Here is a 17,548-nt window from a genome sequence, read left to right on the forward strand (position 1 = left end):
ATTTAAAATTTATATTGAATTTGAAAATTAAAATTACGATCTGGCATTGGTCTAAATGCCACGTTCTCGTATACGGTATTAAATAGATTATTCACTTTTAAGCTTATATCTATTTGCTGTGAATTCGTTTTAAAAAGTTGATAATTCAATCCAAAATTGGTAAGTTGATACGCTTCTACACTGTAAAATATGCCAGATAAGTTTTCTGGAGTTGTATATACTTCACCTGTAAATAAATGTTGAAAAAATAATGACATACGTTTATAAGCATAAGCCAAATTGATATTTGCTTTATGGTAAGGCACATATATAAGTTGGGCATTGGTTTCTAAATCCTCAGAAACGGTATACGCATAATTACCTTGTAATGAAAATTGATGCGCTTTAATTTTCTTAGAAACATCTAAACTGGCTTCTACTCCATAATTTTGAGTTTTAGCAATATTTTCAGGACTCCAAAACCCTGTAGTATTAGGTTTCCATTGAATAAGGTCGGATGTCTTTATATAAAAAGCATTCAAGTTAAAGCTTACACTTTTATAGGTGATTTCTTGTCCTAAATCAATTTGATAAGACGTTTCTGGTACTAAATCTAGATTACCTCCAGGTTGCCAGTACAAATCATTAAATGTTGGAACACGGTAGTTTTTAGAACCATTAAGCTTTAGCTTATAAGAATTTGAAACTTCATAAGCCACATCAAAAGAAAATAACAAAGGACTATTAAAACCTGAAGTTACATCTTGCCTTAAATTTAAGCCATAATGCCATTTCTCATTCGGGTTATAAAGTAATAAGGCTGTCGTTGAAAATTCTTTTCGGTTAGGATTATTAAAACTACTTCCGCTGCCCTCGTAATAATTATACGATACGATGGGTTTTAATTTTAAATCCTTCAACAGATCAATATCTGCAGTATAATTAATAAGGTAAGTATTGACTTTTCCGAAGGTAAAATTGTCCGAATTTTGATTCCCAAAATATTTAAAATGCTCTTGTAGATGCGCTACTTTTAATTTTGAATAGCTTTTAGTTCCAAAACGCGACCATTCTAACATGGTTCTAAAATTTTGATCCTCGTATTTTGCTAAAGAAGGAGACGAAACCGTTCCTGAAAATTCACGTTCACCTATAAACGTTTGATGATAGAGCTTTAAGACATCCTTATTAGACAACACATAACCTAAATTTGCGTTTATACTCCCATTCTGAAAAGCACCATTTTCATTAGATTGATCTGTATTTAGATACTTATAATCATTCTCAGAATCTATATAATCTAATCCTACATTTACAGAAAACTTCTCGTTACTATAAGAAGATAGATAACTTATATTTTTAGTCTCATAACTGCCATAAGACAATGTAGCCGTATTATCAAAATGCTGTTTAAAGCTCAAAGTATTATTCAGGTGAATACTCCCACCAATGGCTCCACTTCCATATTGCACTGAGCCACCACCAGAACGAATAGCAATACTATTAAAATTAGTGGTATTTATGGTATTAAAATCAGTTTGACCTGTGAGCTGAGAATTAATAGAAATTCCATTCCAAATTACAGCGGTTTGCGAAGCATTAGTCCCTCTAAACGATGGCGACGACACCATGCCATATCCATTTTCTTTAAAATAAATATTGGTGTTAAAGCGTAGTAAATCCGTAAATGAAACTCTATTATTATTGAGTAAAGAATCATTAAGCACAGTTACTTTATACCCTTTTGCATAACGGGTTAGCTTAACGTCACTCAACACCACTTCATCTAAGCGTTGAATAGAATCCAAAGCAACTTGAGCCATAATATGGCTACTAAAAAAGACTATTAAGAAAACGAGTAAAATCCGTATCATACTTAATCACTTTTATCCCGAAAGCTTTAAAATTTTGTTTGAATTGGGCAGGTCTCCTGACTTGTTTTTTATAACATCACCTTCCCAGCAATAAAGCCAGTGGTTTTGAAGAATGTTATAACTCTCAAAAATGAGATGCCCAATCTAGTTGAGCATAAAACTTACAGTTGCGGGAACAGTTCTGGACTTGATAATGATATCTCACCAGATTCCCTTTTAATCTAATCGGTTAACAATTAGAACCTAATTTCGCGGCAAAAATAGACTTTTAATTATAGCTGATACCTGATTTTTATCACTTTTTTTTATTCATTTTATACAGAAGATATATAAAGCCAATTAAAAAATGTGCAATGATTATTCCTGCAACGATATATAATGTTAAATTTGAATCGCCTCTCATGATCTATTTTTTATCAAATTTATCAAGAAGAAATTAAACAAACGTTACAAAGGTTACAGATGAAATTTTATAGCATATTACTACTTCTATTAATTGTGAGTTCTTGTAAAAATGAACCTAAACAAGAAACTATTTCAATAATTGAAAGTGAAAAACTAGAATTAAAATATGCTGAAGGATTCTCAGTAGATTATTATGAAAACTATAAAGTATTATCCATTACAAAACCTTGGCCAAAGGCTGAAAAAACTTACCGCTATGTTATTATCTCAAAGGAAAACATGGCAAAAACTACATTTAAAACAAATGAATTTGACGGAATAATTATAAATCCACTTGAAACTATAGTTGTGACGTCTACAACACATATACCTTCTTTAGAACTTTTGAATGTTGAAGAAACCTTAATCGGGTTTCCAGGAACAAATTATGTATCATCTGAAAAAACACGTCAACGAATTGATGACGAAAAAGTAAGAGAACTCGGAAAGAACGAAGGTATTAACACTGAAGTTTTACTAGAATTAAATCCTGATGTGGTTATAGGTTTTGGTGTTGATGGTGTTAATAAAACTTTTGAAATCATAAAAAAAGCTGATATTCCTGTAATATATAATGGAGATTGGGTAGAATCATCTGCATTAGCAAAAGCTGAATGGATTAAATTATTTGGAGTACTTTTTAATAAAGAAAAAGAAGCAGATTCTATATTTAATCAAATTGAAAATGATTATTTAGCAGCGAAATCAATTGCAAAAAATGCAAAGCGTGTTCCCACCGTTTTAAGTGGAGCTATGCATAAAGAGGTCTGGTATTTACCTAATGGTTCTAGCTCAGAAGCCCAATTTCTAAAAGATGCCAACCTAAATTATCTTTGGAGTGACACTACAGGAAATGGTAGTTTAGCATTAAGTTTTGAAGTGGTTTTAGAAAAAGCTCAAGACACTGAATTATGGTTGAGTCCTTCGTACTATGGCAGTTTACAACAATTAGAAGAAGCTAATTCACTTTATACTAATTTTGAAGCCTTTAAAAATAAAAACATCTATACGTTTGCCAATACAACAGGTGCAACTGGTGGAGTTTTATATTATGAATTAGGAACCGCAAGACCAGATTTGGTTTTAAAGGACATAATAAAAATTGCACATCCTGAATTGTTAGGCGATTATGAGCCTTATTTTTTTAAAGAATTAAAGTGATTATTTAGAAACCTGTCAGGTTTTAAAAACCTAAAAGGTCTTATTAAGCGCATGAAAACCAATCATACATATTCATTTATTATCTTAATAGCAATTCTGTTATTATGTTTTATACTTAATATTAGTTTAGGTTCTGTAAGTATTCCGTTTTCTGAAGTTTTTGAAAGTTTATTCGGAACTACTCAGAACAACACCTATGACATTATTATAAATAAAGTAAGATTACCAAAAGCCATCACAGCAATTATGGTGGGTTCAGGATTAGGAATTTCAGGATTATTGATGCAAACCTTGTTTAGAAATCCACTCGCAGGTCCTTTTGTTTTAGGAATTAGTTCTGGTGCAAGTTTGGGTGTGGCTTTAGTTATTTTAGGCTCAGGTCTTTTTGGTGGTTTATTTGCAACTGCTCTAGCTACAAAATGGAGTATTGTTATTGCGGCGAGTTTGGGAAGTTTTCTGGTTTTATTGGCTGTTTTAGCAGTTTCTAACAAAGTTAGAGATACCATGGCCATTCTTATCATTGGTTTAATGTTTGGAAGCATTACCGCTGCAGTAGTAAGCGTGTTGTCTTATTTTAGTTCAGCAGAACAATTACAACAATACATATTTTGGGGCTTTGGTAGCTTAAGCAATTTATCTTGGGAAGAATTGCTAATTTTCTTCGGAATATATGCCATTGGAATTCTATTAAGTGTGGCATCCATAAAAGGATTAAATAGTTTATTACTTGGTGATAACTACGCTAAAAGTCTAGGTTTAAACTTGAAACAAAGTCGATTAATCATCATTCTCGCCACCAGTTTAATCGCAGGAACCATTACTGCTTTTGCAGGACCAATTGCGTTTATCGGTTTAGCAATTCCGCATTTAACACGTCAGGTTTTTAAAACAACAAATCATAAAATATTATTGCCAGCTGTATTTTTAGTTGGTGCGATTGTGATGCTCATATGCGATACTATTGCACAAGTTCCAAATAGCGATTATACCCTACCAATTAATGCGATAACCGCTTTGGTTGGGGCTCCAGTTGTAATTTGGTTATTAGTGCGGCAACGAAAAATGATGTTTTAAAATGAAAACGGAAACCACACACATCGTTCTTAAAGCCAACCAACTTTCAATTGGCTACAAAACCAAAAAAGCTGAAACGGTTATTGCTTCAAATATTAATTTTGAATTGCAAAAAGGCCAGCTCATTGGCTTAGTTGGTGCTAATGGTATTGGAAAATCGACATTACTACGAACCCTCATTAAAGTACAACCGGAATTAGCAGGTTCTATAACACTAAATGATAAAGACCTTAAGTCGACTTCCATTTTAGAACTTGCCAAGCAATTAAGTATTGTGTTGACAGAGCCTTTGACGTCTAAAAATTTATCAGTTTTCGAGTTAGTATCTTTAGGTCGTCATCCTTATACCAACTGGATAGGCAACCTCACAGAAGCCGATACTACAATTGTTAACGACGCATTAGCACTTGTAAATCTTTCAGAATTGAAAGACAAAAGATGTTATGAGCTTAGTGATGGCCAACTACAAAAAGTAATGATAGCACGTGCTTTAGCGCAAGATACAGACGTCATTGTTTTAGACGAGCCTACATCACATCTCGATATGTATCATAAAGCGTATATCTTAAAACTGCTTCAAAAACTTACGAAAGAAACAGGTAAAACCATTTTATTTTCTTCTCATGAAATTGATTTAGCCATTCAATTATGTGATACCATGATTGTAATGCGCCCTAATGACGTGGTTTGTAATCAACCTTGTAAATTAATTTCAGAAGGTGTTTTTGAATCCCTTTTTCCAAAAGATTTGATTGTTTTTGATGATAAAACAGGAAGCTTTAGAGTGACTAAGTAGATTTGCTATTTCGACAATTCGATTTCATTTTCATTTTCAACTCCAATTTCCTTTTTATAAATTATCTTTGAGAAATTTCCATTTTCAACATGAACGACACACTTATTTTACTCATTACAATTATTATTTCCGCAGGTATTGGTGCTTTTATAGGCGTTAAATTTTCGCAATTAAAAAGTAAAAGTGACAAAAGTACACTCGAAGAGCGTAATGCTAATTTGCAACAGCAATTCAATGAATTCAAAATCCATTCAGAAACCGAAAACCAAAAACAAGATCAGTATTTTAATCAGCAATTAACGGATTTAAAAGAGACCATTTCTAAAATTGAAATTGAACGTGAAACCATTAGACGAGAGAAAGACTTCTTAAATACAGAATTGTCTAGACGTAATTCTGAATATGAAAATCTTGAAAAAGCAAACTTAAAACGTGACGAAGAATTAGTCTTACAACAAGAACAACTGCGTAAGGATTTTGAATTAATGGCTTCTAAAATATTAGATGAAAAATCTGAAAAATTCACACTTCAGAATAAAGAGAATATCAAAAACATCTTAAACCCTTTACAAGAAAAAATACAACTCTTTGAGAAAAAAGTAGATGATACCCAAAAGGAAAGTATCAGTATGCATTCGGCGTTGAAGGAACAGCTATTAGGCCTTAAAGACCTTAACCAAATTATGGCAAAAGAAGCTACCAACCTTACTAGAGCTTTAAAAGGTGATAGTAAAACACAAGGAAACTGGGGCGAATTAGTCTTAGAGCGTGTTTTAGAAAAGTCTGGTTTAGAAAAAGATAGAGAATATTTTGTACAACAAAACTTTCAACGCGAAGATGGTTCTCGTGTGATGCCAGATGTGGTATTGCACCTTCCAGATTCTAAAAAAATGATTATCGATTCTAAAGTGTCATTAACGGCTTACGAACAATTTGTAAACGCTGAAGATGACCAACAAGCTTTATTTTTAAAAGCACATGTTAATTCCATAAAAAAGCACGTAGATCAGTTATCTGCTAAGAACTATCAAGATTTATACGATATTGAATCACCAGATTTTGTATTGATGTTTATTCCTATTGAGCCTGCTTTTGCTGTCGCTATAAACGAAGACAATTCACTTTACAATAAAGCTTTTGAGCAGAATATTGTGATTGTTACCCCTTCTACTCTTTTGGCAACTTTGCGTACTATAGATTCCATGTGGAATAACGAAAAACAGCAACAAAACGCCATAGAAATTGCAAAACAAGCTGGTGCTTTATACGATAAATTTGAAGGTTTAGTTACCGATTTAACTGGTGTTGGCAAAAAAATTGATGCGGCTAAAAGTGATTATTCGTCTGCTATGAATAAGTTGGTAGATGGTAAAGGAAATCTTATTTCGCGTGTAGAAAAGATTAAAAAAATGGGTGCGAAAGCCAAGAAATCACTTCCTGAAAGTATTATAAAACGTGCTCATGAAGACGACTAATACATTATGCCTATTTTAAGGCATAATTACAAATATTCCTTTTTAAAGGAATAAATTAGATTATGCCATTTTAAAGGCATATATTTGTGAAATAAAGGGAATAACTATTATGACCAGCGTTATCACAGGCGATATAATTAAATCTAGAAAAGCACACAGCGAAGATTTATGGCTTAAGCCATTAAAATCCGCATTATCAAAAGTATCAGATAATGCTTCATTCTATGATATTTATAGAGGTGATAGTTTTCAACTAGAATCTCATGCTATTGAAGATAGCTTTAGAACTGCAGTTTATATCAAAGCATTTTTGAAATCTGTAAAAGGCTTAGATGTGCGTATGTCAATTGGTATAGGCACAAAGAATTATCACGGAGATTCTGTTAGCGAATCAAACGGAGAAGCTTTTATTTTTTCGGGTGAAACTTTTGAAACGCTTAAAAAAGACAAACAAAATCTAAAATTAAAAACAAGTAATGCTACAATTAATAAGGAAATAAATCTTTATTTTAGGCTAGCACTTATAGCCATGGATAATTGGACGGTTAACTCTGCCGAAATTGTAAAATTAAGTTTAGAGCACCCAAATATGATACAAGCCGAATTAGCTAAAATCATTGGAATCAGTCAAGACGCCGTAAGCAAACGCCAAAAACGTGCTTATTTAGACGAAATTTTAGATTTAGATACCTTATACAGAGAAAAAATAGCAGGATTATGACTCTATTACTATTAAAACTCATATTAGCACATCTTATTGGTGACTTCTTTTTGCAACCTGAATATTGGGTTAAAGACAAAGAGAAAAAGAAGCTAAAATCGGTTTGGCTATATGTGCATGTTGCTGTTCATTTATCCTTAATGTTTATAATTGTCTGGGATGTATCTTATACTCCACTCATATTAGGTATTAGTTTGTTACACCTTATAATAGATGGTTTAAAACTCACGTTACACCGTAAGAAAACAAAACGTCTCTTCTTTTTTATAGATCAATTGTTGCATATTATTTCAATTGTTGGATTAACATATATTCTATATTCAGATCATTTTGACACCACCTTAACCTTAGATGCTAACCTTTTAGCATTAATAATTTGTGTGTCATTTTTAACCAAACCGACCTCCATAGTAATGAAAATTATTTTTTCTAAATGGAATATTTCAAAACTCACAAAAGATAATGAGTCTTTAAAAGATGCAGGAAACTACATTGGCATTTTAGAGCGACTTTTGGTATTTATCTTTATTGTAACAGGACATTGGGAAGCCGTAGGTTTTCTAATAACTGCTAAATCCGTTTTTAGATTTGGTGATTTGACGGCATCTAAAGAACGAAAACTAACCGAATACATTTTAATAGGCACATTAATCAGTTTTGGCATTGCCATACTAACTAGTTTGCTATACTTAAATCTTATACATTATGTTTAAAACAACTGAAGATTCTAGAATTCAGATTTCTGAGTTAATGAAACCATCACACGCCAATTTTGGTGGAAAAATCCATGGAGGTTACATTTTAAGCTTAATGGATAACATCGCTTTTGCTTGCGCTTCTAAACACTCTCGCAGTTATTGCGTAACTGCCTCTGTTAATAAAGTTAACTTCTTAAACCCTATTGAAGTTGGGGAATTAGTAACCATGAAAGCTTCTGTTAATTACGTGGGACGTTCATCTATGGTTGTTGGTATAAGAGTAGAATCTGAAAACATTAGAACAGGTGAAATCAAACATTGTAATTCATCTTATTTTATAATGGTGGCCGTTGATGAAGATGGAAAGACCGTTCCTGTTCCTGGTTTAATTTTAACTAATAAATTAGCTGCAAAGCGGTTTCTTAAATCTATTATTAGACAAGAAAGTGATACGAAACGAAGTACCGATTTAGAGCATCTTTATAAAAACGTAGAACAACATTTAGACAAATTGAAAGACTACAAAGTCCAAATAGATTTTAAATAAAAAAAGCTAATTCATTACTGAATTAGCTTCTATTATACATTAAAATTATTTTACTGTTTAATAAAACGTTTAGTGTGTGTTTCTGTATCATCAGTTATTCTAACCAAATACACTCCACTTTTCCAATTAGAAACGTCTATTGTTGATACTAATTTTGTAATTACACCATTATAAATTCGTTTTCCTAATACATCAAAGACTTCTAATTTTAAATCTTCATTTGTATTGTGCAACTTAATATTAAGTTTATTTTTAGCAGGATTAGGCGCAATTGTAAATTCACTATCTTGAATTTCAATTGAATTTAGGCTCGTTCGGTTATTATCAATTTGAGTTGAAGATACCTGAGCAAATGAATTTGCTGTTATAAAAAATAGTAAAAAAAGTAATTTTAGTCTCATACAAGTAGGCATTAGTTAAGCTAAGTTAGTAATTATTAGTGAATAACACTTACACTTCATCGAAAACTGTGCCATTATTTACTTAAATACATTTTTCTTCTTGCATATAAGTCATAAAACTGATCATCCTTTAAATTGTCAATAAATAGGATACTTTCTCCCGTACTTTTCATTTCTGGCCCCAATTGCTTATTCACATTAGGAAACTTATTAAATGAAAATACCGGTTGCTTTATTGCGTAGCCATTTAATTGTGGTTTAAAATCAAAGTCAGTCACTTTTTTCTCTCCTAACATTACTTTAGTTGCATAATTCACATAAGGTTCTTTGTACGCTTTTGCGATAAAAGGCACTGTACGCGATGCTCTAGGATTGGCTTCAATGATATAAACAATATCATCTTGTATAGCGAATTGAATATTAATTAATCCAACCGTATGTAACGCTCTTGCTATAGTATGTGTGTGGTCAATTATCTGTTGCATTACTAAATCTCCCAAGTTGAATGCTGGCAATAAGGCATTACTGTCACCAGAGTGAATACCACAAGGTTCAATATGCTCCATTATTCCGATGATATATACATTACCATCTGCATCACAAATAGCATCAGCCTCTGCTTCTATCGCTCCATCTAAATAATGATCCAACAACAATTTATTTCCTGGTATCGATTTTAATAAATCAATAACATGAGATTCTAATTCTTGCTTATTGATCACAATCTTCATCCCTTGTCCTCCTAAGACATAAGAAGGTCTTACTAATATCGGGAAATCTAATACATCTGCAATCGCTAAAGCTTCATCAGCTGATTCAGCAACATCAAATTCTGGGTAAGGAATATTATTTTCTTTTAATATGTTTGAAAAGCTTCCTCTGTCTTCAGCTAAATCAAGTGATTTAAAACTGGTTCCCATAATCTTAACTCCCCATTTTTCTAGTTTCTCTGCCAATTTTAAAGCCGTCTGACCTCCTAATTGAACGATGACACCTTCTGGTTTTTCATGTTGAATGATATCATAGATATGTTCCCAGAAAACAGGTTCGAAATATAGTTTGTCTGCAATATCAAAATCGGTTGAAACCGTTTCTGGGTTACAGTTAATCATTATGGTTTCGTAACCACATTCAGAAGCTGCCAAAACGCCATGTACACAACAGTAATCAAACTCAATTCCTTGACCAATTCTATTTGGACCAGAACCTAAGACGATTATTTTCTTTTTGTCTGAAACGACACTTTCATTTTGTACATACAATGTTCCGTCTGGCTTTTCTACTTCACTTTCAAACGTTGAATAATAATACGGTGTTTGTGCTTTAAATTCTGCAGCACACGTATCAACTAATTTAAACACGCGGTTGATGTTAAGTTCCATTCGTTTTTTATGAACTTCACTTTCTAGGCACCCTAACATGTGTGCTATTTGTCTGTCACCATAGCCTTTTTGCTTTGCTTCTAGTAATAATTCACGTTCAATAGAATCTATTTTGAATGTAGAAATCTCTCTTTCAATCTGAAATAACTCTTCATATTGTTTTAAAAACCACATATCAATTTTTGTGATTTCGTGAATACGACTTAATGGAATTCCGATTGCAATAGCATCATAAATTACAAATACACGATCCCAACTAGCGTAAGTTAATTTTTCAATTATGGTATCATAATCCTTGTAGCCTTTACCATCTGCACCTAAGCCATTTCGCTTAATCTCTAACGATTGTGTGGCTTTATGAAGTGCTTCTTGAAAAGAACGACCAATGGCCATAACTTCACCTACAGATTTCATTTGTAAGCCTAATGTACGATCTGATCCTTCGAATTTATCAAAATTCCAACGTGGAATCTTAACCACCACGTAATCTAAAGTCGGCTCGAATAATGCTGAAGTCGATTTTGTTATCTGATTATCTAATTCATCTAAATTATAACCAATGGCTAATTTCGATGCAATTTTAGCAATAGGATAACCCGTTGCTTTACTCGCTAATGCTGATGAACGTGATACTCTTGGATTAATTTCAATCGCGATAATTTCCTCTTCATCATCAGGACTTACGGCAAACTGCACGTTACAACCGCCTGCAAAGTCGCCAATACTTCGCATCATATGAATGGCCATATCTCGCATTTTCTGAAATGTTTTATCAGATAATGTCATAGCTGGTGCTAAAGTGATTGAATCTCCTGTATGGATTCCCATCGGATCCATATTTTCAATCGTACAGATAATAACGACATTATCGTTCTTATCGCGTAATAATTCTAATTCGTATTCTTTCCAACCGATCAAGGCTTTATCTATCATAACTTCGTGAATTGGAGAAACTTCCAAACCACGTGTTAGCATTTCGTCAAAATCTTCTTCTTTATAAACAAAAGAAGCTCCTTCTCCACCTAAAGTATAAGATGCTCTAATTACTAAAGGAAATCCAAATTCTTGTGCAATTTCCTTTCCTTTTAGATAAGACGTTGCTGTTGCTTGAGGTGCCATACCGATACCTATTTTCAACATTAACTCTCTAAATTGTTCTCTATCTTCTGTAATATTAATAGCATCGATATCGACACCAATAATATCTACATTAAAATCTTCCCAAATTCCTTTTTCATCGGCTTCAATACACAAATTCAAAGCGGTTTGTCCTCCCATTGTTGGTAACACAGCATCAATCTGTGGATGATCTTTTAAGATCTGGATTAAGGATTTAGTAGTCAATGGCAACAAATACACATGATCCGCCATTGTAGGATCTGTCATTATAGTTGCAGGATTAGAATTGATTAATATAGTTTCAATTCCATCTTCTCGTAAAGAGCGTAATGCTTGTGTACCCGAATAATCAAATTCACAGGCTTGCCCAATAACGATAGGACCTGAACCGATTAGTAAAACTGATTTTATGTTTTTATTTTTAGGCATGAGATTGAGTGTTTGATGTTGTAATGTATATATACGTGTTAATTTGGCAGTGCAAAAATAGTTAACAATAGGATATAAAAAAAGGCGTTACACCTAAGTAACGCCCTAATATATTAACAATTGTTAATCATTATTTTTTATGTCTTGTTTCTGTAGATACAGACAATTTTTTTCTTCCTTTAGCTCTTCTACGTGCTAAAACTTTTCTTCCGTTAACAGAAGCCATTCTTTCTCTGAAACCGTGTTTGTTTCTTCTTTTTCTTTTTGACGGTTGAAACGTTCTTTTTGGCATGTCTTATATATTTTATAAACTAATAATCTTTTTGATATTGAGAGGTCTCTCAAAACTGCGTGCAAATATACAACAAGTTTTTACTTTAGCAAGAAGCAAAAGAAAAATTTTGTTTAGAATTTAAACTCTTAGATTTTATTATCTTTGCGCTCTGCAAAAATATACAGAAATATGTTTAATAAAAATATAAAATTAGTCATTGCCGCATTAATTATTGGTTATGGCATCTATCAATTCACTGAAGGTTACATTGGTAATGGTATTATGTACCTATTATTATCTACAATATTTATTTTCCTTTACTTTAAAAATGAAATGATTTTACTAGCTTTTTTAAAACTAAGGAAACAAGATTTTCCTGGTGCAAAAAAATGGTTAGATAAAATAAAGAACCCAGAAGGTGCTTTAGTAAAGAAACAACAGGGTTATTTAAACTACCTTAATGGTATTATGGTTTCTCAAACTAATATGAATGAAGCTGAAGGTTATTTTAAGAAAGCAATCGCTTTAGGTTTGTCAATGGATCATGATTTAGCTATGGCAAAATTAAATTTAGCCGGAATTGCTTTTTCTAAACGCAGAAAACCAGAAGCACAAAAATTGTTAGCTGAAGCCCAAAAATTAGACAAAAGAGATATGCTCGCTGAGCAAATTAAGATGATGAAAGACCAAATGAAGAAAGCATCTATTCCAAAACAGCAATATGGTCAGCCAACTTCTGCTAGACAAAACAGAAGAAGTAGACGATAGTTTTAATTAAAAAAAAAATAAAAAAGGCTTAAGCAAATATAACGTTTAAGCCTTTTTTATTTATTATCAACTTTTATTAAGCAATTAATATTCTATTTAAATTACAATAAAGGCGCCATTAAACGTGCGACTGCTTCAACGAATTTTGTTCGTTTAGAACGTTCTTGCCATAACTTTAAATCAAGTTTTTCACAGTCTTTTAAATCTTCATTAAAAAATTCTGTGAGTTCACTACTAATCTTCTTATCATAGATTAATGCATTGACTTCAAAATTAATATTGAAACTTCTATAATCCATATTGGTTGTACCTACGGTACTAAACACGCCATCAACCACCATGGTTTTTGCATGAATAAATCCTTTAGTATATTGATACACCTCTACTCCGGCTTCTAAAAGCATTTCCAAATAAGAATTAGTAGCATATTCTGCAATCCAAGAATCAGACTTTTTTGGAACAATAATCTTAACCTCTTTGTTACTTCTTGCTATAACTTGAAGCGCGGTTACAATTTCGCTATTAGGAATAAAATATGGTGTAGTGATATACACATGATCTTCTGCATTTGTGATTGCTACAAAAATGGCCTCCATAATATTAGACCAATCTGTATCGGGACCACTTGCGGCAATTTGAAGCGGCACATTTTCTTTACAATTATGCTCTGGAAAATAGGTATTAGAAATTTCCAATTCCCCACCACTTACAAAATCCCATGTGGTAAAAAACAAAATTTGCAAGGATATAACCGCCTCTCCCATAATTCGCATATGTGTGTCTCTCCAATATCTATCGTTATTAGCGTTAACATAATTATCCGACACATTGATACCACCAACATAGCCTATCTTTCCATCTATGACGGTAATTTTACGATGATCACGATAATTCATCTTACCTGTTGAATTTGAAAATCGAACAGGCATAAAAGGATGCATTTCAATACCACAATCCCTTAATTTACGCTTCATTTTAGAGGATATAGAACTTCCAACATCATCAATAACTATTCTTATTTCGAGACCTTCACTTGCTTTTTCACACAATAAGTTGAGAAGTTCTGTCCCGATTTTATCATCTTCTATTACAAAATATTCTAGATGAATATGATTCGATGCTTCTTTTATATCATTAAATAGCAATTTGAATTTTTCATCTCCATTTTTAATAAGCTTTACAGCATTATTAATCGTGAGTTTAGAGTTTTCATTATTATATAATAACGGAATCACTTTAGATTTTTGATCCAATAAATCATCAACTTCATTAATTGCTTTGGTATCAAGCTCTAAACCCTCTTGAATCCTTTTTATAATAGACTGATTTAAAACATGCTTTCTAGAGAATATTTTATTTTTTCGGTATTCTTGTCCAAAAAGATAATATACAATCAACCCTAAAAAAGGCAGCGCCAATAGACCAATGATATAACTTAATGCCTTTGTTGGGTTAACTTTTTTTAATAAAATAGTAACGACTGCAGATAAGGCAACCGCATAATTGAGCACAATTAATACTTGCCAAATATGGTCTTTTACAAACTCCAAAATTTATGGATTAGTATTATAATACCCTACCTTAGGAATTTCAATAGAATATGATTTTCTAGAACTATTATTTAAGTGTGGTTCTCTTAACCATGGATTATGAAGTTTTAGAATTTTGTAGTTAATTCCAAATTGCTTTGCAAATCTGGCAAAATCAGTTACGGCAGTGTCAACTTCAACCTTATACGTTGGCACTTCTTTATATAAATGAGATTTATTAAAATTAAACCCATATTTATCTGGATTAGATAATATTTCCTTTAAAGCTACAATTCTAAATACATAACGACCCGTTTCTTCACCTAATAACAAATCATAATAACCATCAACATCTTGTTCTTTTAATCGTCTAGACACTCCATAATTACCAGCATTATATGCAGCTGCTGCTTTTGTCCAAGATCCTAAACTTTCTTTTGCCTTCTTTAAATAATCGCAAGCAACTTCAGTGGCTTTTTCTAAATTATAACGTTCATCAACATTTTTATTGACCTCTAAACCATTTTCTCTTCCTGTTGCTGCCATAATTTGCCATACACCACTTGCACCAGCAGGTGATTTTGCTGTTTGAACTAATCCGCTTTCAATTACAGCTAAGTATTTAAAATCATCTGGCACACCATTTTTCTTCAAAATAGGTTCTATAATTGGAAAATATTTTTGAGCACGCTTAAACATTAAAAGTCCATTGGATTGCCAGTACGTATTTACTAATAACTCCCTATCCATGCGTTCATAAATATCTGGATCATTAACAGGAACAACTTCACCTGCAAAATTCAAATTTTCAGGCATTTCTAATGCGTAAACATTGTAACTATTTACAATTGGATCTTCTTTACCTAGTAAATGATCTGGTATCGCCATTTCATCAGGTGACTTTTGCATTGAAAAAATAAATAAGCCTGATATACAAATCACGCCTATTATTGCTAAACTATTTTTTATGATTTTCATATCTTTAAATTTGAGATTAATTGAATGTCACACGCTATTCGATATCAATCATTTATTTGATTTTTAACGCTTTAAAACATGATCTTTTCGTCATTTTTCTTTTTATAAATGTAATCAATCTAATAACACCATTCAAATTCAGGCCATAATAAGTTTTGGTAAATTTTCGTTAAACCATTTAAACTTAGTAATAATCATAATGTGTGTTCCGCCTGTAACAACGTGACAATTTCCGCCACAAGAATGTGGGAAAATAACATCTTTATCTCCGTGAATATAAGTTGCATCTGTATTTGGTTTCTCTTGATCCCAACAAACCACTTGCTTAATAGCCCAATCCAAATAAGTTTTATCACTAATGGAAAGGTATTTTTTATATAAATCGACACGCTTTTTTATGGTTTCTCCAAAAGCATATTTAGCTAATAAATCTATATTACCAAGTAAGGATGTAGGTAATATTTTGTAAGCTTTAGTGATTTTAAGGAATTTTAAACGTTTTGGAAGCTCATGATATGACTTAACACTAGAAACAACAATTAATTTTTTGAGAGTTAAAAACTTACTCATTTCCTGAACCAAAATACCACCAAAAGAGACGCCAAGTAAAACGACATTATCGTGTTCAATAAACTTGCACATGCGTTGCGCATACGTGCTAAGAGTTTCGTTATGATCGGGAATTTGCCACTCTAGCCAATGAATTTTATAATTTTCTTCTGGTAGTTTAATATGCTCAAAAATTGTTGGATTTGCAGCCATGCCTGGCATTAAATAAACATGTATTAATTGACTATTCATAGGTCTTAAAACTTTTATTTTGGGACGTCTTAAATAATTACAATGTAAGGTTTTAACATCGATAACCTTAAAAATTCGCTGATTTTTTGTACCTTTGCACAGCAAAACTATATCAAATATAGTATCTACACTGCCGACCGCTGAATTTAATATAAACAAATTATGACAGAAACTGCTGAATTAATTGACAACGACTTCCTACGTCAATTTGAATTAAATGTTGAAAACGAAATGGCAATTATTGAATATTCTTTACAAGAAAGGAAGATATTCTTAACAAAAATGGTTATTCCTGATGCTATTAGGACCGAAGAGTTTGAATTAGAGTTTATTGATTTAGTGTTTTCCAACATTAAAGAACGTAACATTAGCGTGGTACCAACAAGTCCTGAAATTGCTAAGTTTGTAAGACGCAATAGAAAATATAAGCGCATGCTTCCTGTAGGTATTCGCATCTAATTTTAGAGAATGAATTATCAAAAAACCCGAAACTTTTAAAAGTTTCGGGTTTTTTGATATGTAAAAATTAAACTAATTTATTGTTTCGTATAAACCAGCGTTAAATCTTTAGTCTCTATGACTTCTGTAAAATCTTCGTTATAAATATCTACTGCATTTTTATAAACAGTCGTTAACGTATCACCATTTAACACGTATACTCTAGCTGAAACTTTAATGGTATTTTCTTCAGGTGTAGAATATTCTGAAGCAAAACTAATAATTCCTTCTCTGTTACAGTCTGAATTAACTTTGTAAACATCGGTATTCTCTTCTTTAAAATAGCGCAACACATTAGAAAACTCATTTCCCGAAGATACAGTCCCGTTAATTTCAAAGGTTAATGTTTCCCGTTCATTACAATTTATCTCTGCAATTAGATTGGTATTAGACACACCATCTTGGTTTACATCAAAAGGAATATTAACGGTTCGTGTGGTTAACAACCAGGTTCCAACAACGCCATGTTCATTCTTATCAGAACAAGATGTGGTTAAACCTAATAAACCAATAAGAAAACAAACTGAAAATACTTTATTCAAACTAGAAATATTAATAAACTCAAATATAAAACGAAATAATGTCTTTATAGGAAAATAC

Annotated in this window: 17 protein-coding genes and 1 riboswitch; of the genes, 9 read left to right on the forward strand and 8 right to left on the reverse strand. The window is 32.1% G+C overall.

The genetic code is table 11. The annotated features are described in order from the left end of the window. Nucleotides 1–2 precede the first annotated feature (2 nt). Nucleotides 3–1,853, reverse strand: coding sequence for a TonB-dependent receptor plug domain-containing protein (locus HM992_RS16345; RefSeq protein ID WP_179320419.1), 1,851 nt, complete (start codon nt 1,851–1,853; stop codon nt 3–5). 29 nt (nt 1,854–1,882) lie between these two features. Further along, nucleotides 1,883–2,115, reverse strand: a riboswitch (cobalamin riboswitch). A 200-nt stretch (nt 2,116–2,315) separates the two neighbouring features. Here HM992_RS16345 and HM992_RS16350 point away from each other — a divergent pair. From HM992_RS16350 to HM992_RS16380, 7 genes are all read left to right on the forward strand, one after another. After that, nucleotides 2,316–3,458 (forward strand): ABC transporter substrate-binding protein, encoded by a 1,143-nt coding sequence (locus HM992_RS16350; RefSeq protein WP_179320420.1) that lies wholly within the window; start codon nt 2,316–2,318, stop codon nt 3,456–3,458. A 51-nt stretch (nt 3,459–3,509) separates the two neighbouring features. Next, the gene (locus HM992_RS16355; protein ID WP_178984029.1) at nt 3,510–4,532 is read left to right on the forward strand and encodes a FecCD family ABC transporter permease; all 1,023 of its coding nucleotides are present in this window, start codon (nt 3,510–3,512) and stop codon (nt 4,530–4,532) included. 1 nt (nt 4,533) lies between these two features. Continuing rightward, nucleotides 4,534–5,328: an ABC transporter ATP-binding protein gene (locus tag HM992_RS16360; protein WP_179320421.1), complete on the forward strand. Its 795-nt coding sequence runs from the start codon at nt 4,534–4,536 to the stop codon at nt 5,326–5,328. Nucleotides 5,329–5,417: 89 nt separating this feature from the next. Beyond that, entirely contained in the window at nt 5,418–6,803 is a 1,386-nt protein-coding gene (rmuC, locus tag HM992_RS16365) for a DNA recombination protein RmuC (protein WP_179320422.1), read from the forward strand. 109 nt (nt 6,804–6,912) lie between these two features. Further along, the gene (locus HM992_RS16370) at nt 6,913–7,524 is read left to right on the forward strand and encodes an HMG-box domain-containing protein (protein ID WP_179320423.1); all 612 of its coding nucleotides are present in this window, start codon (nt 6,913–6,915) and stop codon (nt 7,522–7,524) included. Beyond that, nucleotides 7,521–8,237, forward strand: coding sequence for a DUF3307 domain-containing protein (locus HM992_RS16375; RefSeq protein WP_179320424.1), 717 nt, complete (start codon nt 7,521–7,523; stop codon nt 8,235–8,237). Before HM992_RS16370 ends, HM992_RS16375 begins: the two co-directional genes overlap by 4 nt. Further along, complete coding sequence (locus HM992_RS16380; protein ID WP_179320425.1) at nt 8,230–8,769, forward strand: acyl-CoA thioesterase; 540 nt, start codon at nt 8,230–8,232, stop codon at nt 8,767–8,769. Before HM992_RS16375 ends, HM992_RS16380 begins: the two co-directional genes overlap by 8 nt. 50 nt (nt 8,770–8,819) lie before the next feature. Here HM992_RS16380 and HM992_RS16385 read toward each other — a convergent pair whose 3' ends face one another. From HM992_RS16385 to rpmH, 3 genes are all read right to left on the reverse strand, one after another. After that, a complete protein-coding gene (locus HM992_RS16385; protein WP_178984023.1) occupies nt 8,820–9,170 on the reverse strand; it encodes a T9SS type A sorting domain-containing protein in 351 nt (116 codons plus the stop codon). A 74-nt stretch (nt 9,171–9,244) separates the two neighbouring features. Further along, the gene (carB, locus tag HM992_RS16390) at nt 9,245–12,100 is read right to left on the reverse strand and encodes a carbamoyl-phosphate synthase large subunit (RefSeq protein WP_179320426.1); all 2,856 of its coding nucleotides are present in this window, start codon (nt 12,098–12,100) and stop codon (nt 9,245–9,247) included. 130 nt (nt 12,101–12,230) lie between these two features. Then, nucleotides 12,231–12,392 carry a 50S ribosomal protein L34 gene (gene rpmH, locus HM992_RS16395; protein ID WP_091426250.1) on the reverse strand — a complete coding sequence of 54 codons (162 nt, stop codon included), beginning with the start codon at nt 12,390–12,392 and terminating at the stop codon, nt 12,231–12,233. Between the two features lie 171 nt (nt 12,393–12,563). Between rpmH and HM992_RS16400 the strand changes: the two genes are divergently transcribed. Next, nucleotides 12,564–13,142, forward strand: coding sequence for a tetratricopeptide repeat protein (locus tag HM992_RS16400; RefSeq protein ID WP_178984021.1), 579 nt, complete (start codon nt 12,564–12,566; stop codon nt 13,140–13,142). Nucleotides 13,143–13,243: 101 nt separating this feature from the next. Here HM992_RS16400 and cls read toward each other — a convergent pair whose 3' ends face one another. The 3 genes from cls to HM992_RS16415 form a co-directional block, all read right to left on the reverse strand. Then, nucleotides 13,244–14,692, reverse strand: coding sequence for a cardiolipin synthase (cls, locus tag HM992_RS16405; RefSeq protein ID WP_195806635.1), 1,449 nt, complete (start codon nt 14,690–14,692; stop codon nt 13,244–13,246). 3 nt (nt 14,693–14,695) lie between these two features. After that, the gene (locus HM992_RS16410; RefSeq protein ID WP_179320427.1) at nt 14,696–15,649 is read right to left on the reverse strand and encodes a lytic transglycosylase domain-containing protein; all 954 of its coding nucleotides are present in this window, start codon (nt 15,647–15,649) and stop codon (nt 14,696–14,698) included. Between the two features lie 138 nt (nt 15,650–15,787). Beyond that, nucleotides 15,788–16,450: an alpha/beta hydrolase gene (locus tag HM992_RS16415; RefSeq protein ID WP_179320428.1), complete on the reverse strand. Its 663-nt coding sequence runs from the start codon at nt 16,448–16,450 to the stop codon at nt 15,788–15,790. 162 nt (nt 16,451–16,612) lie between these two features. Between HM992_RS16415 and HM992_RS16420 the strand changes: the two genes are divergently transcribed. Continuing rightward, nucleotides 16,613–16,909: an N-acetyltransferase gene (locus HM992_RS16420; RefSeq protein ID WP_178984018.1), complete on the forward strand. Its 297-nt coding sequence runs from the start codon at nt 16,613–16,615 to the stop codon at nt 16,907–16,909. A gap of 77 nt (nt 16,910–16,986) precedes the next feature. On the opposite strand, the gene HM992_RS16425 is transcribed toward HM992_RS16420, so the two are convergent. Next, nucleotides 16,987–17,490: a hypothetical protein gene (locus HM992_RS16425; protein ID WP_178984017.1), complete on the reverse strand. Its 504-nt coding sequence runs from the start codon at nt 17,488–17,490 to the stop codon at nt 16,987–16,989. Nucleotides 17,491–17,548: the final 58 nt, after the last annotated feature.

The organism is Winogradskyella helgolandensis (assembly GCF_013404085.1).
GTDB classification, from domain to species: Bacteria; Bacteroidota; Bacteroidia; order Flavobacteriales; family Flavobacteriaceae; genus Winogradskyella; species Winogradskyella helgolandensis.

Excerpts from the sequence above, each read along its gene's own strand:
- HM992_RS16345 (WP_179320419.1), bottom strand. The coding sequence starts at position 1,853 with ATGATACGGATTTTACTCGTTTTCTTAATAGTCTTTTTTAGTAGCCAT.
- HM992_RS16350 (WP_179320420.1), top strand. The coding sequence starts at position 2,316 with ATGAAATTTTATAGCATATTACTACTTCTATTAATTGTGAGTTCTTGT.
- HM992_RS16355 (WP_178984029.1), top strand. The coding sequence starts at position 3,510 with ATGAAAACCAATCATACATATTCATTTATTATCTTAATAGCAATTCTG.
- HM992_RS16360 (WP_179320421.1), top strand. The coding sequence starts at position 4,534 with ATGAAAACGGAAACCACACACATCGTTCTTAAAGCCAACCAACTTTCA.
- rmuC (WP_179320422.1), top strand. The coding sequence starts at position 5,418 with ATGAACGACACACTTATTTTACTCATTACAATTATTATTTCCGCAGGT.
- HM992_RS16370 (WP_179320423.1), top strand. The coding sequence starts at position 6,913 with ATGACCAGCGTTATCACAGGCGATATAATTAAATCTAGAAAAGCACAC.
- HM992_RS16375 (WP_179320424.1), top strand. The coding sequence starts at position 7,521 with ATGACTCTATTACTATTAAAACTCATATTAGCACATCTTATTGGTGAC.
- HM992_RS16380 (WP_179320425.1), top strand. The coding sequence starts at position 8,230 with ATGTTTAAAACAACTGAAGATTCTAGAATTCAGATTTCTGAGTTAATG.
- HM992_RS16385 (WP_178984023.1), bottom strand. The coding sequence starts at position 9,170 with ATGAGACTAAAATTACTTTTTTTACTATTTTTTATAACAGCAAATTCA.
- carB (WP_179320426.1), bottom strand. The coding sequence starts at position 12,100 with ATGCCTAAAAATAAAAACATAAAATCAGTTTTACTAATCGGTTCAGGT.
- rpmH (WP_091426250.1), bottom strand. The coding sequence starts at position 12,392 with ATGCCAAAAAGAACGTTTCAACCGTCAAAAAGAAAAAGAAGAAACAAA.
- HM992_RS16400 (WP_178984021.1), top strand. The coding sequence starts at position 12,564 with ATGTTTAATAAAAATATAAAATTAGTCATTGCCGCATTAATTATTGGT.
- HM992_RS16410 (WP_179320427.1), bottom strand. The coding sequence starts at position 15,649 with ATGAAAATCATAAAAAATAGTTTAGCAATAATAGGCGTGATTTGTATA.
- HM992_RS16415 (WP_179320428.1), bottom strand. The coding sequence starts at position 16,450 with ATGAATAGTCAATTAATACATGTTTATTTAATGCCAGGCATGGCTGCA.
- HM992_RS16420 (WP_178984018.1), top strand. The coding sequence starts at position 16,613 with ATGACAGAAACTGCTGAATTAATTGACAACGACTTCCTACGTCAATTT.